The 24,272-nt window shown below is 37.3% G+C and carries 24 protein-coding genes and 1 other RNA gene; 8 read left to right on the forward strand and 17 right to left on the reverse strand.

The annotated features are described in order from the left end of the window. Positions 1-2 precede the first annotated feature (2 nt). The 3 genes from lptA to yjgA are packed head-to-tail and all read right to left on the reverse strand — an operon-like array spanning position 3 to position 1,696. On the reverse strand, positions 3-521 hold the full coding sequence (gene lptA, locus ACPT8Q_RS04800) for a lipopolysaccharide transport periplasmic protein LptA (RefSeq protein ID WP_050949348.1): 519 nt from the start codon (positions 519-521) through the stop codon (positions 3-5). Beyond that, complete coding sequence (gene lptC / locus ACPT8Q_RS04805; protein WP_011272406.1) at positions 502-1,110, reverse strand: LPS export ABC transporter periplasmic protein LptC; 609 nt, start codon at positions 1,108-1,110, stop codon at positions 502-504. Before lptC ends, lptA begins: the two co-directional genes overlap by 20 nt. Positions 1,111-1,159: 49 nt before the next feature. Next, on the reverse strand, positions 1,160-1,696 hold the full coding sequence (gene yjgA / locus ACPT8Q_RS04810) for a ribosome biogenesis factor YjgA (RefSeq protein ID WP_042593792.1): 537 nt from the start codon (positions 1,694-1,696) through the stop codon (positions 1,160-1,162). A gap of 88 nt (positions 1,697-1,784) precedes the next feature. Between yjgA and pmbA the strand changes: the two genes are divergently transcribed. The 3 genes from pmbA to ACPT8Q_RS04825 all read left to right on the forward strand — a co-directional run bounded on the left by pmbA (position 1,785) and on the right by ACPT8Q_RS04825 (position 5,542). Beyond that, entirely contained in the window at positions 1,785-3,140 is a 1,356-nt protein-coding gene (gene pmbA / locus ACPT8Q_RS04815) for a metalloprotease PmbA (RefSeq protein WP_050847225.1), read from the forward strand. 199 nt (positions 3,141-3,339) lie between these two features. Continuing rightward, positions 3,340-3,879 (forward strand): hypoxanthine phosphoribosyltransferase, encoded by a 540-nt coding sequence (gene hpt / locus ACPT8Q_RS04820; RefSeq protein WP_050847226.1) that lies wholly within the window; start codon positions 3,340-3,342, stop codon positions 3,877-3,879. A 340-nt stretch (positions 3,880-4,219) separates the two neighbouring features. Beyond that, positions 4,220-5,542 carry an L-cystine transporter gene (locus ACPT8Q_RS04825; RefSeq protein ID WP_005690669.1) on the forward strand — a complete coding sequence of 441 codons (1,323 nt, stop codon included), beginning with the start codon at positions 4,220-4,222 and terminating at the stop codon, positions 5,540-5,542. A 99-nt stretch (positions 5,543-5,641) separates the two neighbouring features. Here ACPT8Q_RS04825 and nrdG read toward each other — a convergent pair whose 3' ends face one another. Next, on the reverse strand, positions 5,642-6,109 hold the full coding sequence (gene nrdG, locus ACPT8Q_RS04830; RefSeq protein WP_050949349.1) for an anaerobic ribonucleoside-triphosphate reductase-activating protein: 468 nt from the start codon (positions 6,107-6,109) through the stop codon (positions 5,642-5,644). A 129-nt stretch (positions 6,110-6,238) separates the two neighbouring features. Here nrdG and ffs point away from each other — a divergent pair. Beyond that, an RNA gene (ffs, locus tag ACPT8Q_RS04835) (signal recognition particle sRNA small type) lies at positions 6,239-6,337 on the forward strand. Positions 6,338-6,346: 9 nt separating this feature from the next. Here ffs and cydC read toward each other — a convergent pair. The 9 genes from cydC to ydiJ form a co-directional block, all read right to left on the reverse strand. Next, the gene (gene cydC / locus ACPT8Q_RS04840; RefSeq protein WP_050949350.1) at positions 6,347-8,074 is read right to left on the reverse strand and encodes a heme ABC transporter ATP-binding protein/permease CydC; all 1,728 of its coding nucleotides are present in this window, start codon (positions 8,072-8,074) and stop codon (positions 6,347-6,349) included. Next, positions 8,074-9,834: a heme ABC transporter permease/ATP-binding protein CydD gene (gene cydD / locus ACPT8Q_RS04845; protein ID WP_061671336.1), complete on the reverse strand. Its 1,761-nt coding sequence runs from the start codon at positions 9,832-9,834 to the stop codon at positions 8,074-8,076. The genes cydC and cydD overlap by 1 nt, the downstream gene beginning before the upstream one ends. A 61-nt stretch (positions 9,835-9,895) precedes the next feature. Then, a complete protein-coding gene (gene trxB / locus ACPT8Q_RS04850; protein ID WP_005627209.1) occupies positions 9,896-10,852 on the reverse strand; it encodes a thioredoxin-disulfide reductase in 957 nt (318 codons plus the stop codon). A gap of 73 nt (positions 10,853-10,925) precedes the next feature. After that, on the reverse strand, positions 10,926-11,783 hold the full coding sequence (locus ACPT8Q_RS04855) for a co-chaperone YbbN (RefSeq protein WP_050949352.1): 858 nt from the start codon (positions 11,781-11,783) through the stop codon (positions 10,926-10,928). Between the two features lie 79 nt (positions 11,784-11,862). Next, positions 11,863-12,834 (reverse strand): ferrochelatase, encoded by a 972-nt coding sequence (gene hemH, locus ACPT8Q_RS04860; protein ID WP_118879896.1) that lies wholly within the window; start codon positions 12,832-12,834, stop codon positions 11,863-11,865. Next, complete coding sequence (locus tag ACPT8Q_RS04865) at positions 12,831-13,247, reverse strand: hotdog fold thioesterase (RefSeq protein ID WP_050949353.1); 417 nt, start codon at positions 13,245-13,247, stop codon at positions 12,831-12,833. The genes hemH and ACPT8Q_RS04865 overlap by 4 nt, the downstream gene beginning before the upstream one ends. A 45-nt stretch (positions 13,248-13,292) precedes the next feature. Then, entirely contained in the window at positions 13,293-13,742 is a 450-nt protein-coding gene (locus tag ACPT8Q_RS04870) for a hypothetical protein (RefSeq protein WP_021035459.1), read from the reverse strand. Then, positions 13,699-13,881 carry a hypothetical protein gene (locus ACPT8Q_RS04875; RefSeq protein WP_050949355.1) on the reverse strand — a complete coding sequence of 61 codons (183 nt, stop codon included), beginning with the start codon at positions 13,879-13,881 and terminating at the stop codon, positions 13,699-13,701. Before ACPT8Q_RS04875 ends, ACPT8Q_RS04870 begins: the two co-directional genes overlap by 44 nt. 53 nt (positions 13,882-13,934) lie before the next feature. Then, positions 13,935-17,018: a D-2-hydroxyglutarate dehydrogenase YdiJ gene (gene ydiJ / locus ACPT8Q_RS04880; protein ID WP_118879897.1), complete on the reverse strand. Its 3,084-nt coding sequence runs from the start codon at positions 17,016-17,018 to the stop codon at positions 13,935-13,937. Positions 17,019-17,383: 365 nt separating this feature from the next. On the opposite strand from ydiJ, the gene ompA reads away from it, so the two are divergent. Both ompA and grxD read left to right on the forward strand, forming a co-directional pair. Continuing rightward, positions 17,384-18,460 (forward strand): porin OmpA, encoded by a 1,077-nt coding sequence (gene ompA / locus ACPT8Q_RS04885; RefSeq protein WP_118879898.1) that lies wholly within the window; start codon positions 17,384-17,386, stop codon positions 18,458-18,460. A gap of 147 nt (positions 18,461-18,607) precedes the next feature. After that, entirely contained in the window at positions 18,608-18,931 is a 324-nt protein-coding gene (gene grxD / locus ACPT8Q_RS04890) for a Grx4 family monothiol glutaredoxin (protein ID WP_014550916.1), read from the forward strand. 76 nt (positions 18,932-19,007) lie between these two features. Here the strand turns inward: grxD and hisC are convergent, their stop codons facing one another. Both hisC and serC read right to left on the reverse strand, forming a co-directional pair. Beyond that, a complete protein-coding gene (gene hisC, locus ACPT8Q_RS04895) occupies positions 19,008-20,108 on the reverse strand; it encodes a histidinol-phosphate transaminase (protein WP_061671337.1) in 1,101 nt (366 codons plus the stop codon). Between the two features lie 89 nt (positions 20,109-20,197). Beyond that, on the reverse strand, positions 20,198-21,286 hold the full coding sequence (gene serC, locus ACPT8Q_RS04900) for a 3-phosphoserine/phosphohydroxythreonine transaminase (protein ID WP_425622254.1): 1,089 nt from the start codon (positions 21,284-21,286) through the stop codon (positions 20,198-20,200). 190 nt (positions 21,287-21,476) lie between these two features. Between serC and ACPT8Q_RS04905 the strand changes: the two genes are divergently transcribed. Then, on the forward strand, positions 21,477-21,821 hold the full coding sequence (locus ACPT8Q_RS04905; RefSeq protein WP_050837723.1) for a DUF496 family protein: 345 nt from the start codon (positions 21,477-21,479) through the stop codon (positions 21,819-21,821). A gap of 39 nt (positions 21,822-21,860) precedes the next feature. Here ACPT8Q_RS04905 and ACPT8Q_RS04910 read toward each other — a convergent pair whose 3' ends face one another. Continuing rightward, the gene (locus ACPT8Q_RS04910) at positions 21,861-22,427 is read right to left on the reverse strand and encodes an aminotransferase class IV family protein (RefSeq protein WP_050949360.1); all 567 of its coding nucleotides are present in this window, start codon (positions 22,425-22,427) and stop codon (positions 21,861-21,863) included. Positions 22,428-22,566: 139 nt separating this feature from the next. Then, positions 22,567-23,559, reverse strand: a complete 993-nt coding sequence (locus ACPT8Q_RS04915; RefSeq protein WP_050949361.1) for an aminodeoxychorismate synthase component I — start codon at positions 23,557-23,559, stop codon at positions 22,567-22,569. A gap of 41 nt (positions 23,560-23,600) precedes the next feature. Between ACPT8Q_RS04915 and ACPT8Q_RS04920 the strand changes: the two genes are divergently transcribed. Beyond that, on the forward strand, positions 23,601-24,173 hold the full coding sequence (locus ACPT8Q_RS04920) for an anthranilate synthase component II (RefSeq protein ID WP_050949362.1): 573 nt from the start codon (positions 23,601-23,603) through the stop codon (positions 24,171-24,173). The last annotated feature ends 99 nt before the right edge of the window (positions 24,174-24,272 follow it).

Raw genomic sequence — 24,272 nt, forward strand, 5'->3', positions numbered from 1 at the left:
GATTACTTCCCTTTAGCTTGTTGTAATTGAGATGGAATAAGAACTGTTGTTACCCGTGATTTTCCATTACCATTAGCTTTAAGTTGTTGTTTCTTCACATCATAGGTAATAACACTGCCATTAATTTTACTATCAAGCTGCTTTAATTCGGCATTGTTAGTTAATGTTAAAAATTCGCTGCCAAGATCATAATGAACTTTATTTGCTTTTCCATCTATTGGAGTGCCATTATCTAACTGTTGATGGAATGTGACTGGCGTACCGAATGCTTCTACAGTTTCTTTTTTCCCTGATTTTTCAGCGGGACGAGTGATAACAACTTTATTTGCTTTAATGATGATAGATCCCTGTGTAATTACTACATTATCTGTGAATGTCACTACACTTTTTTCCATATCTAAGGATTGATTATCCGAAACGATATTTATCGGCTGATTAACGTCATCTTTCAATGCAAAAGCTGAACTTGATGCTAATACCATCGTTGCAAGAAAAAGAATTTTATTGCTTACTAACTTCATAATATGTTTTTACCTGTTCCTTTAATGTCGCCACTTGTTGGCGTAAATTTCCGACTAATTTTAATCCTGTAGAACTAAAATTTTTACCCTTAATTTTAACCTGTGTTTCGGAAGTCATATCCTGTGTTTTTAAATTGACGACCGCTGATTCTGTTTCAATGCGTTGCAAACGAGAATCTGATGTTAAACTTTGCACGACGACATTACCCTCTAAATACAATATTTGATCTTTTGTCAATCTTGCTTGATTTGCGCTTAATTTCCAGTTTTGTGTGCTAAAAAAATCTACATTTTGATTGGGATTTTGTTCCTTTTCATTTGATGTTGTGGGATATAAATAAACTAAAGGCGCGGTAAAAAGGGTTTGTTCATTGACTGTATAATGCTCAATTTTATCGGATAAAGCCAAATATTGTTTTTTACCCTCAGGGGAAAAAACCGTTGTTTCCATTTTATAACCCACATAATCAGGACTATCTGGTTTTTTCACAAGTTCAGATAAATCTGCGGTTTCCTGATTTAAGGAATAAAACCACGCCAAAGCACAAAGTGCGATAACGCCCAAAATTACATTCCAACGAATATTCATTTTATTTCAATCACTTATCCACAAAGTGCGGATGAAAATTTCAATGTTTTTAATCTTCCAACATTAATACCTTGAGCATTTGATAAATTTCTCGATAGGCTTTTGATGGTTTATTTTGTTCCAGTTCTTTTTGTGCAGAACGAATCAGATTGCGTAGTTGCTGACGATCGCCATCAGGATAATCATTTAGTAAATCAGTTAAAGCCACATCACCTTTTTCCACCAATTCATCGCACACTTTTTCGATTTTGTGCAACATAGCTTGTTGTTGATTATGCTTATTTTCAATTTTATCTAAGGCTTCACGAATAGGTTCAACATCAATTCCACGCAATAATTTACCGATATATTGTAATTGACGGCGGCGAGCTTCTTTTTGTAAACGCTGTGCAAGTTCAATGGCATCAAGTAAGGATTCATTAAGTGGAATTTTTGCCAGATTGTTTTTCGTGAGATTGACAATTTTTTCGCCAAGTTGTTTTAAATCTTCCGCATCGCGTTTGATTTCGCTTTTACTCACCCAAATAATTTCTTCTTGATCTTCATCTTCCCAATCGAAAACTTCTTTTTTCTTACGTTTTGCCATTTTTTATCCTTTATGAAAATTGGCGTGCATTTTACCATAAACTTTAAAAATAAGATAAAATGTTGAAAATTTTTAATAGGAAAAAATAATGAAAACAGCCGAAAATTCAACCGCACTTTTAAAAGCACAAGAACAAGAATTACGCCAAGCCGTCAGTTTTGCAGTGGCGTTAGCAACGAAAGCTGGCGCAAGTGCAGAAGTTGCGGTCACAAAAGTGAGCGGTTTATCCGTATCTGCTCGTTTGCAAGAAATTGAAAACGTAGAATTTACTAATGATGGCGCATTGGGGATTTCTGTTTATATGGGGCAACAAAAAGGCAATGCCTCGACTTCCGATTTAAGCGAAAGCGCAATTAAAAATGCAGTGGAAGCCGCACTTGCTATTGCAAAATACACCTCGCCTGATGATTGCACAGGGTTGGCTGATAAAGATCTAATGGCTTTTGATGCGCCTGATTTAGAGCTTTATCATTCTGCTGATATAGATGTTGATAAAGCGACGGAATTGGCACTTCAAGCAGAACAAGCCGCTTTGCAAGCGGATAAACGCATCGTAAATAGCAACGGAGCAAGTTTTAATTCACATACAGGCGTGAAAGTGTATGGAAATAGTCACGGTATGTTGCAAAGTTATTTATCAAGCCGTTATTCCTTATCTTGTTCGGTTATTGGTGGCGTAGAAGATGCCTTAGAAAATGATTACGAATACACGATCTCTCGTGAATTCGATAAACTCCAATCGCCCATTTGGGTTGGCGAAAATTGTGCAAAGAAAGTCGTTTCTCGTTTAAATCCTCAAAAATTGAGTACACGAGAAGTGCCTGTCATTTTCTTAAATGATGTTGCAACTGGTCTTATTTCTCATTTTGCTGCTGCAATAAGTGGTGGCAGTTTATATAGAAAATCGAGTTTCTTGCTCGAACATTTGGGTAAACAGGTCTTACCTGATTGGTTCAATATCAGTGAGAGACCACATTTATTACGTCGTTTGGCTTCAACGCCTTTTGATAGTGAAGGTGTTCGTACGCAAGATCGTGAAATTGTTGAAAATGGGGTATTACAAACTTATTTAGTGACAAGTTACAGCGGTAAAAAACTCGGTATGTCAAGTACCGGTCATGCTGGTGGCATTCACAACTGGCTTGTTAAGCCAAATTTAACTGGAGGATTGACCGCACTTTTACGTCAAATGGGAACGGGATTGTTAGTAACGGATGTGATGGGACAAGGTGTCAATATTGTTACGGGCGATTATTCTCGTGGCGCATCAGGTTTTTGGGTAGAAAATGGCGAAATTCAATATCCCGTCGCCGAAATTACCATTGCGGGGCAACTACAAGATATGTTGAAGAATATGGTTGCTGTAGCTGACGATATAGAGCATCGTTCTAACATCCAAACTGGTTCTATTTTGTTAGATAAAATGAAAATTTCTGGAAATTAAGAAATATTTTTGAAATTGAGAATAATTCTTATTGACAATGACTAAATATCTGTTACTATACGCACATCTGTTGTTGCTCCAACAGGTAGAGTAGAAAGTAAATTCGTTAGGGTTGAAAAAGGCTGAAGGTTTAAACTTCAGCCTTTTTTTTGTAAAATAGCAAACGATTTTATCCCCTGTCATTTCATAAGGAAACACAATGAAAAAACACCACGTAGATGTTTTAATCTCAGAGAATGATGTTCATGCGCGTATTGCTGAATTAGGTGCTCAAATTACAAAATTTTATCAAGAAAAACAGATCGATAGCCTTGTTGTCGTAGGGCTTTTACGTGGTTCCTTTATGTTTATGGCGGATATCGTTCGTCAGATAAATTTACCTGTGGAAATTGAATTTATGACCACTTCAAGTTATGGCACAGGCATGACCACGAATCACGACGTTCGTATTACTAAAGATTTGGACGGCGATATAAAAGGTAAACACGTTTTAATTGTGGAAGATATTATTGATACGGGTTATACCTTGGAAAAAGTGCGTGATATTTTGAATTTGCGTGATCCTGCGAGTCTTGCAATTTGTACGTTACTTGATAAACCTTCTCGCCGCGAAGTGGAAGTGCCTGTTGAATGGGTTGGTTTTGAAATTCCTGATGAATTTGTGGTGGGGTATGGTATCGATTACGCGCAACGCCATCGTAATTTAGGCTATATCGGTAAAGTTGTTTTAGAAGAATAATTTGATTTTATTGAAAAGTGCGGTTGAAATTTTAAATGAATTTTTAACCGCACTTTTTTATATTATTTCATTTCATTTCATTTCATTTCATTTCATTTCATTTCATTGCTATTTTCTCGATCACTTGCTAAATCTTTTTACAGCAAATACAGCCGTTATATTGATAATCTTGCAAGGGCAATTTTCTTATTTTTCGGCGGCTATTTAGTTTATTCAGGCGTGCTAGCCACTGCAGCCGCATTTTAATTACCAAAACGTATAAAATATAACGAAAGAAAACTTGTTATTTTTGCTGAAGTTGATAGTCTCCAAACACTTTAATCAGTTTTGGAGATTTTTTATGTTATTAGTCAATTTGGCGATATTTATTGCTTTTTTATTGCTGTTAGCACAGCTATATCGCAAAACCGAAAAATTAGGGCAAACGGTATTTATCGGTTTATTGCTCGGTTTGCTTTTTGGTGCGGTATTGCAATCCGCTTTTGAAAAACCTTTGTTAGACAAAACTTTAGATTGGATCAATGTGGTCGGTAACGGTTATGTTCGTTTATTGCAGATGATCGTGATGCCGTTGGTGTTCGTGTCGATTTTATCTGCTATCGCTCGTATCAATCAAACCAGATCATTGGGCAAAGTCAGCGTTGGCGTGTTATCCACCTTGCTGATTACCACCGCCATTTCCGCGGCAATTGGGATTGCGATGGTGCATTTATTTGATGTGTCGGCGGCAGGATTAATCGTGAGCGATCGTGAATTAGCGGCTCAAGGCAAAGTGTTAGATAAAGCAGGGCAAGTGTCTAATTTAACTGTGCCTGCGATGTTGGTGTCCTTTATTCCGAAAAATCCTTTTGCTGATCTCACGGGTGCCAACCCAACGTCCATTATTAGTGTCGTAATTTTCTCAGCATTACTTGGCGTGGCGGCTTTGAGTTTAGGCAAAGAAGATCAAGCACTTGGTGAACGAATTGCACAAGGTGTAGAAACTTTAAACAAATTAGTGATGCGTTTGGTGCGTTTTGTGATTCGCTTAACCCCTTACGGCGTGTTTGCGTTGATGATTAAAATGGCTGCCACCTCAAAATGGGCGGATATTGTCAATTTGGGCAATTTTATTGTGGCTTCTTATGCTGCTATTGCCTTAATGTTTGTGGTTCACGGCATTTTATTGTTCTTCGTTAAAGTCAATCCTGTGGATTACTACAAAAAAGTGTTGCCAACCTTAAGTTTTGCGTTTACATCTCGCTCAAGTGCGGCGACAATTCCGTTAAATATTGAAACGCAAACCGCAAAATTAGGTAACAACAATGTCATCGCCAACTTTGCTGCCACATTCGGTGCCACTATCGGACAAAACGGCTGTGGCGGCATTTATCCAGCGATGCTTGCTGTAATGGTCGCCCCAATGGTCGGCATTGACCCTTTTAGCTTCAGCTACATTCTAACCTTAATTTTCGTGGTCGCCATTTCTTCATTCGGCATCGCAGGCGTAGGTGGCGGAGCCACATTCGCCGCTATCGTCGTGCTATCTACGTTAGGTTTACCACTGGAATTAATCGGTTTACTCATTTCCATCGAACCGCTCATCGATATGGGACGTACCGCACTTAACGTAAACGGTGCCATGGTGGCAGGCACGATTACGGATCGCTTGCTAAATAAGTAACTGGAAATCAATAAAAAAATCTGCAATTGAGAATTCAGTTGCAGATTTTTTATCGCTCAATACTTTTGACTAAAAAGTGCGGTGGTTTTTTTCAGTGTTTTATAACTTAAATCGATGAATAATTTGATTTGCTGAGCCTCGCCAAACTAAACTTGGGTCTGCCTCTTCTTGAATAAATTTCCCATCAATTAATACATCAATATAAGGCAACATAGCACGTTGTTGTTCATCTAATTCATCTAGCTTATAACCCGTCCAAACCCAGATGTCTTTATCGGGGCATTCTCGTTTTACGCGTTGCACAAATGGCAATAATGTTTCTACGTTGAGGGGATGAAGTGGATCGCCACCTGAAAGCGTCAGCCCTTGGCGTTTAATGCGAGTGTCTTTTAAATCATTGATGATTTGTTGTTTCATTGCTTCATCAAATAATACACCCGCTGAAAATGACCAACTTTTTTGGTTGTAGCAGCCTTTGCAAGCGTGCGTACAGCCACTGACGAAAAGTGTGCATCTTGTGCCTTCGCCATTGATAACATCGGTCGGGTAGTATTGGAGGTAGTTCATTTCATAAAAATCCTGAAAATGTGGCTTAAATTCTCGCCAAATTCACCGCACTTTTGAATTAGTCTTTGCAATAGGGCAATAAATTCTGCATAATAGCGAGCAATCGCATTTGCGATATCAATGGAAACTTTCTCGGTCTCTCGCAACGGTGTCTGGTTTACTCGGTCAGGTTCGGAAGAAAGCAGCCAAAGTCGGAATTACTGTGTGCCGAGAAGAAGCTGGGAAAGTTTCCGCCCCTTATACTCGTTCAACCAATCTTTTAAAGAAACCATTTTCTTTTGTGATTAAGCTACTGTAATCGCCTTCTTCGATTAATCTTCCGTTATCAATTACACAAATTTTATCGAATTGTTCAATTGAACTTAGACGGTGAGTGACCATAATTAGGGTTTTATTTTCAGCGTGTTGCAGAATTAAACGTAAAATTTGACGTTCAGTTTCGCGATCTAAACCTTCTGTTGGTTCATCCAATAATAAAATTGGCGCATTATTGAGTAAAATACGTGCTAAACCTAAACGTCGTTGTTCTCCGCCAGAAAGCGGACGACCGCCATCTCCCAGCCAAAGATTTAAACTATCTTCTTGCTCAAGTAATTTACTTAAGCCAACTTGATGTAGAACTTCAATCATTTTTTTATCAGAAATTTCATCCGCACTTGCAAATTGTAAATTTTGACGAAGTGTATCACTGAATACGTGAACGCGTTGAGTTAAAAAACAAATTTGGTTACGCAATGTATTTTCTGAATAGGTAGAAATGGGTTTTTCTGCTAATAAAAGCTCACCTTGATTTGCATCATAATTGCGTACTAAAAGTTGAAGAAGTGAAGATTTCCCACTTCCAGTTTTGCCTAAAATAGCAATTTTTTTGCCCTGTTCTAAATCTAATGTAAGATTTTTTAATACGAGTGTTTCTTGTTCGGGATAGGAAAAATTTAAATTCTTCGCAGAAATTAACCGCACTTTTGTTTCAAATTCCTCGTTACCATTAAACTCGACAAGCGGTTTTTGCTCAATGATTTCGGTCACTCGCTCTGCTGCCGCAATAACTTGACCTATGTGTAAAAATGCCGCACCTAATGGCATGATTATCTCAAAGGCGGCAAGTGCAGCAAAAGTGAAAAGTGCAATATAAGCCGTGCGATATTCATCTGTACCAAAATCGGCGTTACTTGCAAACCATAGCATTCCAGAAATCAACAGACCATTAAGAAAGAGAACAAGTGCGGTAGAAAATCCGCTTAATTTTGCTTCTTTGGCTTGATCTTCCTGCCATGTTTTTTCTGTGACTGACATTTTCTCTTTTAATTTATCTTCTGCATTAAATAATAAAAGCTCGGCTTGTGCTTGGATAAATTCTAAGAACTGGGTTCGATAGGTTGTGCGTGCTTGGATTAAGCGTTCGCCAAATTGCTGTCCTAAGCGATAAAAAATGGTTGGGATAATTATTAATAAAATCAACAAAAATAAGCCTAAACCAAGTGCGAGTGGAATATTGATAAAGCTAAGTCCAATCGTCATGGCAATGATTACAAATGCAGCAGTGAAGAATGGTGCAAGTAAACGTAAATAGAGGCTATCAAGTGTATCAACATCGGACACTAAACGATTTAACAAATCGCTGTTACGATAACGATTTAATACCGCTGGGCTTAAAGGAATGATTTTTTCAAATACTTGTACGCGTAATTTGGACAATATGCGGAATGTTGCATCATGCGTCACTATTTTTTCAAAATAGCGCATGACGGTTCGCCCGATAGCTAAACCTCGCACACTGGCTGAAGGGTAGAAAAAGTTAAATAGAGTGCCTAGTCCTGCAATGGCTGTAGCGGCTAAAAACCAGCCTGAAACGGTAAGCAACCCCATGCTGGATCCCAATCCTAAAATCATCAGCACCAAGCCTAAAATAAGCGGAAATTTGGCGAATTTAAATAAACGTATAAAGGGAAGTAATGTGCGCATTATTGGATATCCTGTTGTCGTTGAGCGAGTAGTTCAGCAAAGAAACCTTCATGTTGTAATTCGGCAAATTTACCTTGCTGTACTATTTCTCCTCGTTGCATCACAAAAATTTGATCACATTGTTTCAAATCTTCAATTCGGTGTGTAATCATCAGTGTAGTTTGATGCTGGCTTGCTTCATTCAATGCTTGTAAAACAAGATTTTCTGATTGCGCATCTAAGCTTGCGGTTGGCTCATCAAGCAGAAGCAAATCGCCTTTGCGTAACAAAGCACGAGCAATGGCAAGGCGTTGCGCTTGTCCTACAGAAATGCCTAATCCACCATCTTTGATTTCGTGATGAAGTCCAAGTTTATCGGTAAATTCTTTCGCTTGAGAATGCATTAATGCTTGATTAATTTCTTCATCGTTGGCTTGAATATTGCCAAGTAGTAAGTTTTCCTTAATTGTGCCTTGTAATAACAATGGATTTTGTCCTACCCACGCAATATGTTTTCGCCAGTCAGCTAGATTGCTTTCGCGAAGTTCTTGACCATTAATTTTGAGCGAGCCTTTATAAGGTAAAAAGCCCAAAATAGCATTTATTAATGAAGTTTTACCTGCACCACTTTGTCCTACAAGTGCAACATTGTGATTTGCTGGAATTTGGAAGTTTAACGGCTTGGTTAATGCTGAACCCTGTGTCGAAAGCACCACTAAATTTTCGGCAGAAATTTCAACCGCACTTTCTAAAGAAATTGTTTTTTCATTTTGATGAACGGTTAAATAATCAGCTTCTAAGAAATCAACAATGGCATCTGCTGCACCAATACCCGCTGCGCGGTCGTGGTAATAAGTGCCGAGATCACGCAAGGGTTGATAAAATTCAGGCGCAAGAATTAAACAAAAGAAACCTGTGAAAAGTGTAAGCGGTGCATTATAGGTGCCAAATTCAATTTGACCTAAGTAGCTAAAACCAAAATAGACCGCCATCAGTGCAATGGAAATAGAGGTAAAAAATTCCAATACAGCAGAAGAGAGAAAAGCGAGTTTTAGCACATCCATTGTGGTCTCACGAAAATCTTCAGTGGCGTTTTCAATATGCTCAGTTTGTTCAGAAGTGCGGTTAAAAAGACGCAAGGTTTCTAAGCCGCGTAAGCGATCTAAAAATTGGGCACTTAGGCGAGAAAGGGTATCCATATTTTTTTGGCTGTTGTCAGCCGCAGCAATACCAACAATGATCATAAATAGAGGAACAAGCGGTGCAGTAATCATTAAGATTAAGCCTGCAGCCCAGTTCAACGGAAATACAGCAATGAAAATAACCACTGGAACAATGGCTGAAAGGCTTTGTTGAGGCAGAAAACGGGCATAGAAATTATGTAAGTTTTCTACTTGTTCTAACATAATGCTTGCCCAACTTCCAGCTGGTTTTTGATTAATTGTCGCAGGGCCGACAAGATGAATTTTATCCAGAATTTTTTGACGAATATGGTTGCGTAATAATTGTCCGCTTCGGAAACCAATTTTTTCTCGTACCCATAAAATAATAGCACGCATCCCGAAGCCGATAATTAGCCCGAGAAAATAAGGAATAAGTTCATCACGAGGCACATTTTGCATAATCAGTTTATCGAGCAACGTCGCAAGAAAATAAGTTTGCGCGACTAAAATAAGTGCAGAAAGCGTAGCGAGAGCAATGTTTGCACGCATTAATTTTTTGATAGGTTCTTGTTGTGCGCGAAGCCATTGTTGTAAATATTTTTGACGAACTTTATTCATAGGTTTATCGAGATATAGAAAAAGTTCCCCTCTTTTAAAAGAGGGGAATTAGCTAGAAAATTTATGCTTCTTGAGCATCTAAGTAGCGTTCTGCATCCAAGGCTGCCATACAACCAGTTCCTGCAGAGGTAATGGCTTGGCGATAATTGTGATCCATTACATCGCCTGCTGCGAACACGCCTTCCACAGAAGTGGCTGTTGCATTGCCTTCAAGACCAGATTTTACAACGATATAGCCATTATTCAATTCTAGTTGCCCTTGGAAAATTTCCGTATTTGGCGAGTGACCAATGGCTACGAATAAACCATCTAATTTGAGTTCTTCTTTCTCGCCAGTTTTTGTGTTGGCTAAACGTAATCCTGTTACACCCATATTATCGCCCAATACTTCATCTAAAGTGCGGTCAGTATGAAGAACGATTTTTCCTTCTTCCACTTTTTTGTACAAACGATCGATAAGAATTTTTTCCGCACGGAAGCTATCGCGACGGTGGATTAAATGCACTGTACTTGCAATATTGGCTAAGTAAAGGGCTTCTTCCACCGCAGTATTTCCTCCACCAATCACACCGACTGGTTTATTACGATAAAAGAATCCATCACAGGTTGCACAAGCGGAAACACCACGACCTTTGTAGTTTTCTTCTGAAGGTAAGCCAATATAGCGTGCAGAGGCACCTGTTGCGATAATTAACGCATCACAAGTGAAATTTTGCACATCGCCAAAAAGTTTGAATGGGCGAGAAGACAAATCTACGCGATTGATATGATCGAAGACGATTTCTGTCTCAAATTTTTCTGCGTGTTGCAACATACGTTGCATTAAACCTGAACCAGTAGTCATCTCAAAATCGCCCGGCCAGTTTTCGATTTCATCTGTAGTGGTAAGCTGGCCACCTTGTTGTAAACCCGTTACCAATACTGGTTTTAAGTTTGCACGTGCTGCATAAATGGCTGCCGTATAACCAGCAGGGCCTGAGCCTAAAATTAAAAGTTTTGCGTGTTTGGTATCTGACATAAAGAATCCTTGTTTGTAGTTAAGTAATAATATAATGCAATAAGTTGCATTTTACTGATTATAAACTTTTTGCTTAATAAAGCAGCGAATAAAGTAATCGACGAAATTTATTTGTCAGCGGATCAGCATTGCCCATTGCGCTTAAAATAGATAAAAATTGTTGTTTAACTTCACCATTTTGCGCGCCTAAGTCGGTTTTTAAAATACCGAAAAGTAGTGTCAGTGCTTCTTCATTTCTGCTCGCTTGATGAAGCTGAACAGCAAGTTTTATTGCAATTTCAGGCGTTGGATTTTTGGCATAATCAGCTTGTAATTGTTGAATTTCAGGCGTATCTGAAGCTTGAATTTGTAGCTCAATTTGTGCCTGTAATCCGTGCCAACGACTATCACGATCTTGCAATGGAATTTGATTTAAAATTTCTTGTGCTGGCTCCGTTTTTTTCATTGCAATATAGGTTTCAGAGTAGAGTAGGGCAACATCGCTATTTTTCTTATCTGAAAGTTCCCACGCATCTTTCAATAATGGCAATGCAGCTTCGTAATTTTCTACTTGCAAGAAATCTAATGCTTGTTGGAATTTTAAATCTTCCTCTTTAGGTAAAATAATGCTTAATCGTTGGATTAATGAAGATTTATCAAGCACGCTTGGAAATGCATCTAATGCCTGTGCTTCTTTAAACAAATAGGTGGTTGGCAATGCTTGGATGCGGAATTGTGCGGCAATCATTCGCTCTTTTTCACAATTTACTTTTCCAAGAATAAATTGTCCTTGATATTGTTCTGCAACTTGCTCAAGTAGCACCAAAAAATCTGCCGATTCTTTATGCGTTGGCGCATAAAAATTGATGACAAGTGGTTTTTCTAAGGATTGTTGCAGTATTTCAGTAAGATTTTGTTCGTTGATCTCAACGATAAAAGGAAAATCAGCCATGTTTTATCCTTGTGAAAAAAATAATGGCTGATTTTAGCAAAGTGCGGAAGATTTTAGAAACGTTTTACCATTTCTATTATTAAGTAAGTTTTTCTAGGATCAATTTTCCCATCATTTTAATATGTGCATGCTCTACATTAAGTGCAGGAATATATTGATAAGATTGTCCGCCATTGTTTAGGAAATTTTCTCGATTTTCTTCGTCAATTTCTTCAATGGTTTCTAAACAATCTACGGAGAAACCCGGGCAAATAACGGCAATTTTTTGAATGTTCTGTGCTGCAGCAGATTCTAAAAATTTATCGGTATAAGGTTGCAGCCATTCTTCACGGCCAAAGCGAGATTGAAACGTCATTCTCCATTGGTTTTCTGTTAAGCCCAGCTTATTAACAACTGCAATAGTCGTTTGTTTACAATGTTCACGATAATAATCGCCCATTTTTTCGTAACGCAGAGGAATACCGTGATAAGAAAATAACAAAAACTCATCGGATTTTAACCGCACTTTTATGGAGTCGGCTAAGGCATTAATGTAATTTTCATCAATATGATAAGAATGGATGAAATCAAAAGGCAGTAATCCTCGTTCTTCTTTAAGAGCGTTAGCGAAAGCATCAAATACTGCGCCTGTAGTTGAGCTAGAGTATTGCGGATAAAGAGGCAAGACAATAATTCGCTCAACTTGATTTTTAAGCAAATTTTTCACCGCACTTTGCATTGATGGATTGCCATAAGTCATGGCAATTTCTACTTGAGTATCGATATTTTGATTATCTAAATAGGCTTGTAATGCGTCTTTTTGTTGTCGTGAAATAGCAAGTAAAGGCGATCCTTGCTCTGTCCAAATGGCTTGATAATTTTTGGCGATACGTTTTGAACGCAATGGCAAAATAATGGCTTTGAGTAGAGGATACCATTTGCAACGGGGTAAATCGACCACGCGAGGATCCGTTAAGAATTGCCATAAATAACGGCTAATTGACTTTGGCGTTGGGCTATCTGGCGTGCCTAGATTGGCAAGTAATACGCCGATTTTTGCTGGTTTTGTCATAAATTGATTACGGAAAGGGTTAATCTAGAAACACAACAAAGTTTATTCTCTTCTGTGCGGATGTCAATTTGCCAAACTTGGATATTTCTGCCCAAATTAATTGGCGTGGCTCTTGCAGTTACTTTACCTGAACGAACAGGGCGAAGATGATTGGCGTTAATATCTAATCCCACCACAGTTTTGCCTTCTTCCAAACAAAGCGAACCCGCAAGAGAACCAATTGTTTCAGCTAAAGCAACCGAAACCCCACCGTGCAACACACCAAACGGCTGCATAGTACGATGATCCACTGGCATCGTCGCTTCAATCCAATCCTCGCCAAAAGCAGAAATTTCAATGCCAAGATGGCTAACTGCACTGTTAGCACAAATTTGATTTAAGTTTTCAAGGGTAAAAGTTTTTTTCCAGAGCATTTTTATCTTTATAAAAAATAAAGGTAAATTATTAGACTTACTTCATTAATAATTGCCTTTTTTAATTAATGTATCGACGGTCATTTTGATTTTTTTCAAGATTGCTTCATTATTTTTTTCATTTAATGAGCCAAACATTTTATCGTGCGTGATTAAAAATCTGACAGAAAAACTATATTCTCCTCGTTGATCCTCATTATCTTTTCTTAATACGATTAAAGGGTCATTCTTTTCTGAAATTCTAGCGTGATAAAGTTCTAAATACCAAGGGATAGCGTATTTACCCAGATCAGAACGTTTTAAACGACCAACTTTGCGATCACTATAATTTTCGTAAACTTCAACAAACCCTTGTTGTTCCCATTTATCAAGTAATTCAAAAACATCCATTGCGTAATTATCGATGTCTTCATCACTAAAACCTAGTTCTCGACTGATTTCTCTAAACAATTTATGTAGAGAAACTTTTGCTGGAATCTTTATTACATTTGCCATAATTGTAAATTTCCATAAATTTTTTTAAACGCTCTTCACGTGTTTCGCCTGTGATTCTGGTGCTTTCAATATGATTGCCCAGCTTTATCAGCTCATTAATGAGTTCTTGATTGGTTGGTGGTGAAAAATGTCTAGACATATTTCCTCCTTAGTAGTATCAAGTTTTGATGTTATTGTGGCATAAGTTCTCTTTTATTCCAATATTTCTAATAACGCCTGCACAGGATGCTTCAACACCACATGTTCATAACGTTTTACTTGACTGCGGCAAGAATAACCGGTTGCTAAACAAAAGTGCGGATCTTTTCCATGTAGTTTTTTATGCCATGATACATCGTAGATTTCTCGGCTCATTTTTTGATTTTGCACTTCATGTCCAAATACACCAGCCATACCGCAACAGCCTACTTTTTCTACATTCAGTTGTTGTCCAAATCTTCCAAAAATTTCTTGCCATTCTTTTGGACTATTCGGCATAAAAGTAGATTCCGTACAATGAGGGAATAAATACCAACCTAAAGTGCGGTCAGTTTTGGCGATGTTTTTTAACTTCTCTTGCAAATCCGCATTTTGTAATCTTTGTTTTAACCATTCGTGAGCAGTGAGAACGTGAAAATCGCCCCGTTTTTCTTGTAGTGCTTCTTTATATTCATCTCGATAAGACAGCACGATGGCTGGATCAATGCCTACAAGTGGAATGCCTAATTTTGCCATTCGATTTAAAAACTCGGCTTGGTTTTGGGCTGTTTTGCTAAAGCGTTTTAAGAAGCCTTTAATGTGCATTGCTTTGCCGTTTGGTTTAAATGGCAACAGAATTGGTGTGAAGCCTAATTTCTGCGTAAGCATAACAAAATCGCGTACCACTTTCGCATCATAGTAAGAGGTATAAGGATCTTGCACAATAAATAAAACATTGTTTTTTTCTACCGCACTTAGGTTTTCCAATTCTTCTAAGGATTTTCCTTGATAATGAATTTCTACCAGCTGTTGTTGCAAATTGGGTTCAGAAAGCAAGGGCAAATCGGTCATGCCTAGCGTTTTTTCCACTAATGTTTGCGTGATTTTTAGCTTGGTAAAATAATTAAACAATTTTGCCTGTTTTGCCATATAAGGCGCAGCGATTTCTAAATTTGCCACAACGTGATCTTTTGCCGGTCGTAAGTAGCGACTGTGATAAAAATGAAAGAATTTCGCACGGAAACTTGGCACATCAATTTTAATCGGGCATTGACTCGCACAGGCTTTACAAGCAAGGCAAGTATCCATTGCAGCTTTCACTTCGTGAGAAAAATCATAATCGCCTCGCCATTTTTGAACCGTATTGCTTAGTCTTTTCACAAGTGCGGTTAGTTTTATTTCTGTTTTACGGAAGTCTAATTGTTCGGGCGAAACATTTTCATTTGCCATCAATCGCAGCCATTCTCGCACCATCGCAGCGCGACCTTTCGGCGAAAATACACGGTTTTTACTGACTTTCATTGATGGACACATAATACTGTGTTCATCAAAATTAAAACATAAACCGTTTCCATTGCAGTTCATCGCACCCTTAAATTCATCACGCATTTGGATAGGAATTTGGCGATCCTTATCAGCCCGCATTGGCGAAAGAATAGAATAAAGTTCCTCTTTGGAATCTAAAGGCGTACAGATTTTGCCGGGGTTTAAGCGATTGTTCGGATCGAATAAGGTTTTGATATAACGAAGTTCGTGCCAGAGTTCTGGCGTAAAGAATTTTTCGCCGTAATGGGAACGCACGCCTTTTCCGTGTTCTCCCCAAAGTAATCCACCATATTTAATTGTAAGTTCTGCCACTTCATCTGAAATTTGTTTAAATAATTTCACTTGTTCTTTATCGCATAAATCAAGTGCAGGGCGAACGTGCAACACGCCTGCATCCACGTGACCAAACATGCCATATTGTAAATTGTGTTTATCTAATAAAGCACGAAATTCACTGATGTAATCCGCAAGATTTTCTGGGGGAACACAAGTATCTTCTACAAAAGGAATCGGTTTGGCTGCACCTTTTGCATTACCAAGTAAGCCCACCGCTTTTTTTCGCATTGCATAAATTCGTTCAATAGACGGTAAATCAGAACAGACTTGATAGCCAATAATGTGATCTTGATTGTGTTCAATTTTTTCATCAAGTGAGTGACAAAGTGCGGTGACTTGGCGGTCGATTTTTTCTTTATTATTACCGGCAAATTCCACAATATTTAAACCGAGAATTGGATCTTCTTCATCTTCTGTCAGAAGTTCATTCACAGAGTGCCAAATAATATCTTGTTTGGCGAGGTTTAAGACTTTGGAATCAACAGTTTCCACAGAAAGCGCATTGGCTTTGACCATAAAAGGTGCATTGCGTAATGCCGCATCAAAAGAACGATATTTAATATTGATGAGCGTGCGATACTGCGGAATTGGCAGAAGATTGAGTTTGGCTTCGCAAATAAATGCGAGAGAACCTTCAGAGCCAGTGAGAATTCTCGTAAGATTAAATTCACTTTCATCTTCATTGAATACATTTTTCAGATCGTATCCCGTTAAAAAACGGTTAAGTTGTGGCAAATCTTTAATGATTGCCGCTCTTTTTTCTTTGCAGTGTTGTGCGATTGTTTGGTGGAGCTTTTTGCTGTTTTCACTTAATTCAAGCGCATCAATGTTTTCTAAAACATCAACAGAATTGACCGCACTTGTATCTAAAATCTCACCGTTCATTAATACTGCGCGTAATGCTAAAACGTGATTAGAGGTTTTACCATATTGTAATGAACCTTGCCCCGAGGCATCCGTATTAATCATTCCACCTAAAGTCGCTCGATTGCTGGTGGATAACTCTGGGGCAAAGAATAAGCCATATGGTTTTAAAAATTGATTAAGTTGATCTTTTACTACGCCAGCTTGTACTCGAACCCAACGTTCTTTTACATTGAGTTCTAAAATGGCAGTCATATGACGAGAAAGATCCACTACTATATTGTTATTAAGGGATTGACCATTGGTGCCAGTGCCGCCGCCGCGAGGCGTAAAGCTGATTGATTGATATTCAGGTAAATTTGCCAATTTGGTTATACGTACTATATCAGCTACAGTTTTCGGAAAAAGAATCGCTTGTGGAAGTTGTTGATAAACGCTGTTATCCGTAGCCAGGCTTAATCTATCCGAATAATTTGTCGCAATATCTCCCTCAAAATGTTGGCGTTGAAGATCGTCAAGATAATCAAGTACATATTGTTCAATTTGAGGAATGCGATTTAGACTTGGCAACATAGTATTTGACCCATTTAAACATATCAGATGGAGGCTTTGATAATATCCTAAGGCTAGAATAATGTCGATCAGGAAAGAGAGGGGAGAAAGTAAAAAGTCTGTTTAAGAAAGCGTTATTTTGAATAAAAACTAAACAAATAATTCAAAATAATTTGATCTTTTTAAAATTCATAGGATAATGATCACACTTTTGAACGTTCCTTTGGGGAAAACATAAACAAAGGAATTGAGTTTGTAAAAAGGTAGCAATGAGGCAAATTCAAACCCTCGTTAAGTACTGTTTAGAAGATAACTTTGATTAAAAGTTCGGTCTAAACGGGAATAATTTTTTATTACTATTCGATGACTAAATAGAGGACATCAAAATGAAAAAAACTGCAATCGCATTAGTAGTTGCTGGCTTAGCAGCAGCTTCAGTAGCTCAAGCAGCTCCACAAGAAAATACTTTCTACGCAGGCGTTAAAGCTGGTCAAGGATCTTTCCATGATGGTATTAACAATAATGGCGCAATTCAAGAGCATTTAACACTTAGTTATGGTTACAGACGCAATACTTTCACTTATGGTGTATTTGGTGGTTACCAAATTTTAAATCAAGATAATTTTGGTTTAGCTGCTGAATTAGGTTACGATGATTTTGGTCGTGTAAAACTTCGTGCAGAAGGAAAAACTAAAGCTAAACATACTAACCACGGTGCGCACTTAAGCTTAAAAGGCAGCTATGAAGTGTTAGACGGTTTAGATGTTTATGGCAAAGCAGGTGTTGCTTTAGTACGTTCTGATTATAAATTTTATGAAGCTCCAAACAGTACTCGTGACCACAATAAAGGTCGTCATAGCTTGCGTACCTCTGGTTTATTCTCTGTAGGTGCAGAATACGCAGTATTACCAGAATTAGCAGTTCGTTTAGAATACCAATGGCTAACTCGCGTAGGTAAATTCCGTGAACAAAATAGACCAAATAGTGCAATTAACTACAACCCTTGGATTGGTTCTATCAATGCGGGTATTTCTTACCGCTTTGGTCAAGGCGAAGCACCAGTTGTTGCAGCACCTGAAATGGTAAGCAAAACTTTCAGCTTAAATTCTGATGTAACTTTTGCATTTGGTAAAGCAAACTTAAAACCTCAAGCACAAGCAACATTAGACAGCGTCTATGGCGAAATTTCACAAGTTAAAAGTGCAAAAGTAGCGGTTGCTGGTTACACTGACCGTATTGGTTCTGATGCGTTCAACGTAAAACTTTCTCAAGAACGTGCAGATTCAGTAGCTAACTACTTTGTTGCTAAAGGTGTTGCAGCAGACGCAATCTCTGCAACTGGTTACGGTGAAGCAAACCCAGTAACTGGCGCAACTTGTGACCAAGTTAAAGGTCGTAAAGCACTTATCGCTTGTCTTGCTCCAGACCGTCGTGTAGAAATCGCGGTAAACGGTACTAAATAATTTTAGTCGTTTAACGAAAGATTAAATACAGGAAAAGGCTTAAACTTCGGTTTAGGCCTTTTGTTTTAAATGAAACTAAAACCAAGCATTTTAATCAAGTTTTAACTTGTGATAGAATGCTTACCTCGTTTATTTATAGGAAACATTATGGAAACCTTAGACAAGATCAAAAAGCAAATTAGTGAAAACCCCATTCTTATTTATATGAAAGGTTCGCCAAAATTTCCATCTTGTGGTTTTTCTGCTCGTGCATCTGAGGCATTAATGAATTGCAAAGTGCCTTTTGGTTATGTAGATATTTTGCAACATCCAGATATTCGTGCTGAGTTACCAACATATGCAAATTGGCCAACTTTCCCACAATTATGGGTTGAGGGAGAATTAGTTGGTGGTTGCGATATTATTTTAGAAATGTATCAAGCAGGCGAATTGCAAACTTTATTAGCTGAAGTGGCAGCAAAACACGCTTAATTACATTAGAAAAATAAAACCCGCAATAAGCGGGTTTTTTATATAATAAATTTACCTTTCATTATTGAATAATAGATTAAGCAAACTTTAATACCTTAGAAAGTGCGGTAAAAAATTTATCGTTTTCTTCAGGTAAACCAATACTTATGCGTAAATGATTTGGCATACCATAACCAGCAATTGGGCGAACAATTACGCCTTCTCGCAATAACGCATCATAAATTGGTGCGGCAGGTTGTTTGAAATCAATGGTTATAAAATTTCCTTTGGAGGGAATATAGTCCAATTGATTTTTTTGACAAAAGTCTTCATAACGTCGCATTTCTATTCGATTATTTTCAACGACTTTTTCAACAAATTCATCGTCATTCATTACGGCAACAGCAGCGGTTAATGCCAAAGAATTACAGTTAAATGGTTGTCGAACTCGATTTAATAAATCTGCGATTTCTGGATTAGATACTGCATAACCAATGCGTAAGCCTGCCAAGCCATAGGCTTTAGAAAGAGTGCGTGAAATAATTAAATTTGAATATTTTTTTAATAAACTGAAAGAGTCCACTCGTTCTTCAGATCTAGTAAATTCTGTGTAGGCTTCATCTAATACCACGATTACATTTTCGGGGACTTTTGCTAAAAAATATTCAATTTCTTGCGATGTTAAAAAATTACCCGTTGGATTATTGGGATTAGCAATGTAAATGAGCTTTGTTTTATCAGAAAGTGCGGTTAAAAATCCTTGTAAATCGTGCCCCCAATTTTTAGCTGGAATTTCTTTTGCAATTGCATTTATCGCTTTAGTCACTAAAGGATAAACAATAAAGGCATATTGTGAATAAATGATTTCATCGCCTTCCGTTGCGAAAGTGTGAGCAAAAAGTTCTAATAAATCATTTGAGCCATTTCCAAGCGTAATTTGATTTGGTTGAACGCCAAATTTTTTTGCGATAGTTTGTTTTAATTCAAAGCCATTCGCATCTGGATAACGAGTTAGTTTATCTAATTGTTCAAAAATTGCTTTTTTTGCACTTTCTGGAAAACCAAATGGGTTTTCGTTTGAGGCAAGTTTAACGATATTGGAAATACCAAGTTCTCGTTCTAATTCCTCAATGGGTTTGCCTGCTTGATAAGGGGATAAGGATTTTACGCCACGATTGGCAATGTTGATGTACTGCATAGTGTTATTTGTAAATATTGATATGGGTTAGTATGAATTTTCAAATAAATTTGGGCGTAGTAAATATGCCCATTGAAAATGTTCTTTAACTATTGAGGAAGATTTTCAGCTTCAAATTTTTTCATAAATGAAATGAGTGCCTCAACGCCTTCTTGTGGCATAGCATTATAAATAGATGCACGCATCCCACCTAAAACCTTGTGACCTTTCAAGGCTTGTAAGCCAGCCGCTGTGGATTCTGATACAAATTTTGCATCTAATTCAGCATTGCCAGTGATGAAAGTGACATTCATTGTTGAGCGGTTTTCTTTTGCTACCACATTGCGATAAAGTTTGCTCGAATCAATATAATCATAAAGAGTTTGTGCTTTTAGTGCATTACGTTTTTCGATTATTTCTAAGCCGCCTATTTCTTTAAGATGTTTAAATACGAGGGAACATAAATACCACGCAAAAGTTGGGGGCGTGTTGATCATTGAATCTGCATCACGTTGAGTGGCATAATTCCAAATAGATGGGGTTTCTTTACGTGCATTACCGATTAAATCCTCACGAATAATAACTAATGTAATGCCCGCAGGGCCAAGATTTTTTTGCGCACCTGCATAAATTACACCAAATTTACTGATATCGATTTGACGTGAAAGAATATTTGAAGACATATCAGCGACCAATACGGCATCGCCTACATTTGGTACATCAAAAATTTCTACACCACTGATGGTTTCATTTGGGCAATAATGAACGTAGTCATATTGATCAGCAATATGGCTAAAATCAAGATCGGTAATTCGGGTTTGTTCGCCATTTTCTACGATAGTGATTTCATCAATTTCTGCAAAATTTCTTGCTTCTTTTGTCGCTGTAGCTGACCAATGCCCACTATTTAAATAAAGGGCTTTGCCTTTTTTACCGATTAAGTTCATCGGAATTGCGGCAAATTGACCGCGAGCGCCACCTTGTAAGAAAAGTACACGATAGTTATCAGGAATATTGTAAACCTCACGTAGATCTTTTTCCGCTTGGGTAACGAGTTCCATAAAATACTTTCCGCGATGGCTTACTTCCATTACAGAAACACCTTGATTGAGCCAGTTTGTAAGTTCATTTTGTGCTTTTTGCAACACTTCTGGGAAAATCATCGCAGGGCCTGCGCTAAAATTAAAGACTTGTGACATTGTATTTCCTTGCTTTTTATGAAAATAATGGTGTCTTTTTTATCACTACAAAAATCGATAATCAATGCTTTTTACTGAAATCAAAAAAATTCTTTCCATCATTCATAAAATAGAGGGTAAATTTTGACGATTGATTAAAAAAAAGCTAAATTACGGCACAGTCATTTTATTTATTTTAAAGGGAGTTGTGATGGAAATTGTGAATAAACAATCTTTTCAAGATGTGCTGGAATACGTGCGTATGTATCGTTTAAAAAATAGAATTAAACGAGATATGGAAGACAATAATCGTAAGATTCGTGATAACCAAAAACGCATATTATTGTTGGATAATTTAAATCAATATATTCATGATGATATGACTATTGCAGAAGTACGCAGAATTATTGAAAGTATGCGTGATGATTATGAAAGCCGTGTGGATGATTACACAATTCGCAATGCTGAACTTTCTAAGCAACGCCGTGAAGCGAGTACGAAAATGAAAGAGCAGAAAAAAGCACACGCAGAATTATTGAAAAACGCTGAAAAATAATAGGATAACTAGAGCCGACTAAATCAGTCGGCTTATTTTTTATAAGCTATTCATTGCGTTAATGATTTTAATTTCATCAAAATTGACAATATCTTCTTGGAATATTGTACGTTCTTGAATTTTCCTCTCTTGTAATAATTTTTCTCGTTGTGTGCCTAAAAGCAATGGCGTGTCTGGTGTGTACCATTTTTTTCCTTGACGGAAAATTAAATTACCAATTGAACAATCTGTCACTTTTCCATTTTTGATAATCATAATTTCATCACAAGCACCACGTTGTGCAAACAATGTATTAATTAAACTGCGATCTGAATATTTCAAACTATATTCAATGTCATCACAAATTACAGGTTGAAAAGTGCGGTAGATTTTTCGCTGGTATTCAAAATATTGAATTTTTGTGGTTTCGGCATTGTAATCAATACGGCAGCGAACTAATCGATTTTGTAAATCTTCAGGCAGTTGAATAAGGGAAAAAAGATCAAAAATTTTCACCGCACTTTTTCCATAATATGCACGCAAACTACGTTCATATCGCGCTTGGTGTAAATCGATATTTTTAATTTCCCCCTTTTCAATGCAAAGGGTTTCAAATAAAGGGAACATTAAAGTATTCCTGTTAGTTATTACAAGTTACTCTAGGTTAAGCATAATTCAACCCCTATTGGGGCGGTAGTTAGAAATACCCCAAAGGGGAATAACTATGCGTAACCGTGGGTACACTTACCCACGGTATAACAGATTTTTATATCGCGTAAGTTTCTGAAATAGGCAAATAAACTTTTTCAAGCAATTCCTGATATTCATCTGCCACGCGACTGTGAATGGTTATACCACCCCCACTATGAAAATAAAATTTTTCATCTACTTGAGAAATAAATCGAATTGCCACCGCACTTTGTAGTGTTTTACCATCAAATATGCCAAAGATTCCTGTGTAATAACCACGTTTTTGTTTTTCTGCTTGTTGAATAATTTGTGTGGTTTTCTCTTTTGGGGCGCCACTAATGGAACCAGCAGGCAAGAGTTTCGCTAAAATATCTCCAATTTGATTTTGCCAGTTTTTATTCAATTTTCCGCAAATTTCAGAACTGGTTTGCAGTATTTCGCCTTTCTGAGTCTTAATACGCTCGATATAACGAAATTTTTTCACTTGAATGTGTTCTGCCACCATTGATAAATCATTACGCATTAAATCAACAATTGTGTAATGCTCGCGTTGTTCTTTTTCATTTGTGAGTAACTGATTTTCTGCATCGGGCAGAGACGCATTAATTGTCCCTTTCATGGGATAAGTAAAAATGCGGTTATCCTGAATATTGACAAAACATTCAGGCGAAAAGCAAACAAATTGATCTTGTAACCACAATTTATAAGGTGCATTGGTTTGATGAAAAATTTGTTCCAGTGAAAGATTTCCTGAAATTTCAGTAGGATAAGTTAGATTCAATAAATAAGAATTACCTTTTTGCAATTCACTTTGAACAAGTTCAAAACCTTGTTGATAAAGCGAGAAGGGCATTGGATGTTGGGTAAAATTAAGAGGGAGAGGTCGGGGAGAAATTGTGCTATTTCTTTTCCCTAAAATATCAAAATAAATGCCTTGTTGTGCAGAATTTTCGAGAGGATAAATCAAGGGTTTTTCTTTTTCAAAATCAATAAGAAAGAAAAATGGCGTGCGTTGTTTTCCATAATGATTAGCCTGTTTAATAAAATGTTGCATTGTGATTTGTGCCATTTAGCGTAAAATTGCCCGATTATAACGAATAGCGAGCTGTTATGAAATTACTCATCATTAATAATCACGATTCTTTTACTTTTAACTTGGTAGATTTAATTCGGAAATTAAATGTGCCTTATGACGTTTTAAACGTGGAAGATTTGAAAGAAAATACAGCGGAAAAATATAGTCATATATTGATTTCGCCAGGGCCTGATGTGCCACGTGCTTACCCACAACTTTTTTCTATGTTGGAAAAATATTATCAGCAGAAATCTATTTTAGGTGTGTGTTTAGGGCATCAAACCTTATGTGAATTTTTTGGTGGTACATTGTATAACTTAGAGAAAGTTCGTCACGGTCAGAAAAGAACATTAAAAGTGCGGTCAAATTCCCCATTGTTTTTTGATCTTCCAACTGAATTTAATATCGGGCTATATCATTCTTGGGGCGTGCAGAAAGACGATTTTCCTCATAGCCTAGAAATTACCGCACTTTGTGATGAAGATGTAGTGATGGCAATGCAACATAAATCTTTACCAATTTATAGCGTTCAGTTTCATCCTGAGTCTTATATGTCAGACTTTGGAGAGCAAATTTTGCGTAATTGGTTGGCGATTCCTGCTATCTAATTTTGAATGGGCATATAATACACCACCAAATTCCACATTTGATCTATAAAAAAGAATCAGAGGCATATCAAAGCAAATTATTAGTTCATATTGTTTCTT

The organism is Haemophilus sp. HN_Hi10, assembly GCF_049821985.1.
GTDB lineage: Bacteria > Pseudomonadota > Gammaproteobacteria > Enterobacterales > Pasteurellaceae > Haemophilus > Haemophilus influenzae_D.

What these genes read in the sequence shown, in the direction of transcription:
- lptA (WP_050949348.1), bottom strand. Translation starts at nt 521, where the DNA reads ATGAAGTTAGTAAGCAATAAAATTCTTTTTCTTGCAACGATGGTATTA.
- lptC (WP_011272406.1), bottom strand. Translation starts at nt 1,110, where the DNA reads ATGAATATTCGTTGGAATGTAATTTTGGGCGTTATCGCACTTTGTGCT.
- yjgA (WP_042593792.1), bottom strand. Translation starts at nt 1,696, where the DNA reads ATGGCAAAACGTAAGAAAAAAGAAGTTTTCGATTGGGAAGATGAAGAT.
- pmbA (WP_050847225.1), top strand. Translation starts at nt 1,785, where the DNA reads ATGAAAACAGCCGAAAATTCAACCGCACTTTTAAAAGCACAAGAACAA.
- hpt (WP_050847226.1), top strand. Translation starts at nt 3,340, where the DNA reads ATGAAAAAACACCACGTAGATGTTTTAATCTCAGAGAATGATGTTCAT.
- ACPT8Q_RS04825 (WP_005690669.1), top strand. Translation starts at nt 4,220, where the DNA reads ATGTTATTAGTCAATTTGGCGATATTTATTGCTTTTTTATTGCTGTTA.
- nrdG (WP_050949349.1), bottom strand. Translation starts at nt 6,109, where the DNA reads ATGAACTACCTCCAATACTACCCGACCGATGTTATCAATGGCGAAGGC.
- cydC (WP_050949350.1), bottom strand. Translation starts at nt 8,074, where the DNA reads ATGCGCACATTACTTCCCTTTATACGTTTATTTAAATTCGCCAAATTT.
- cydD (WP_061671336.1), bottom strand. Translation starts at nt 9,834, where the DNA reads ATGAATAAAGTTCGTCAAAAATATTTACAACAATGGCTTCGCGCACAA.
- trxB (WP_005627209.1), bottom strand. Translation starts at nt 10,852, where the DNA reads ATGTCAGATACCAAACACGCAAAACTTTTAATTTTAGGCTCAGGCCCT.
- ACPT8Q_RS04855 (WP_050949352.1), bottom strand. Translation starts at nt 11,783, where the DNA reads ATGGCTGATTTTCCTTTTATCGTTGAGATCAACGAACAAAATCTTACT.
- hemH (WP_118879896.1), bottom strand. Translation starts at nt 12,834, where the DNA reads ATGACAAAACCAGCAAAAATCGGCGTATTACTTGCCAATCTAGGCACG.
- ACPT8Q_RS04865 (WP_050949353.1), bottom strand. Translation starts at nt 13,247, where the DNA reads ATGCTCTGGAAAAAAACTTTTACCCTTGAAAACTTAAATCAAATTTGT.
- ACPT8Q_RS04870 (WP_021035459.1), bottom strand. Translation starts at nt 13,742, where the DNA reads ATGGCAAATGTAATAAAGATTCCAGCAAAAGTTTCTCTACATAAATTG.
- ACPT8Q_RS04875 (WP_050949355.1), bottom strand. Translation starts at nt 13,881, where the DNA reads ATGTCTAGACATTTTTCACCACCAACCAATCAAGAACTCATTAATGAG.
- ydiJ (WP_118879897.1), bottom strand. Translation starts at nt 17,018, where the DNA reads ATGTTGCCAAGTCTAAATCGCATTCCTCAAATTGAACAATATGTACTT.
- ompA (WP_118879898.1), top strand. Translation starts at nt 17,384, where the DNA reads ATGAAAAAAACTGCAATCGCATTAGTAGTTGCTGGCTTAGCAGCAGCT.
- grxD (WP_014550916.1), top strand. Translation starts at nt 18,608, where the DNA reads ATGGAAACCTTAGACAAGATCAAAAAGCAAATTAGTGAAAACCCCATT.
- hisC (WP_061671337.1), bottom strand. Translation starts at nt 20,108, where the DNA reads ATGCAGTACATCAACATTGCCAATCGTGGCGTAAAATCCTTATCCCCT.
- serC (WP_425622254.1), bottom strand. Translation starts at nt 21,286, where the DNA reads ATGTCACAAGTCTTTAATTTTAGCGCAGGCCCTGCGATGATTTTCCCA.
- ACPT8Q_RS04905 (WP_050837723.1), top strand. Translation starts at nt 21,477, where the DNA reads ATGGAAATTGTGAATAAACAATCTTTTCAAGATGTGCTGGAATACGTG.
- ACPT8Q_RS04910 (WP_050949360.1), bottom strand. Translation starts at nt 22,427, where the DNA reads ATGTTCCCTTTATTTGAAACCCTTTGCATTGAAAAGGGGGAAATTAAA.
- ACPT8Q_RS04915 (WP_050949361.1), bottom strand. Translation starts at nt 23,559, where the DNA reads ATGGCACAAATCACAATGCAACATTTTATTAAACAGGCTAATCATTAT.
- ACPT8Q_RS04920 (WP_050949362.1), top strand. Translation starts at nt 23,601, where the DNA reads ATGAAATTACTCATCATTAATAATCACGATTCTTTTACTTTTAACTTG.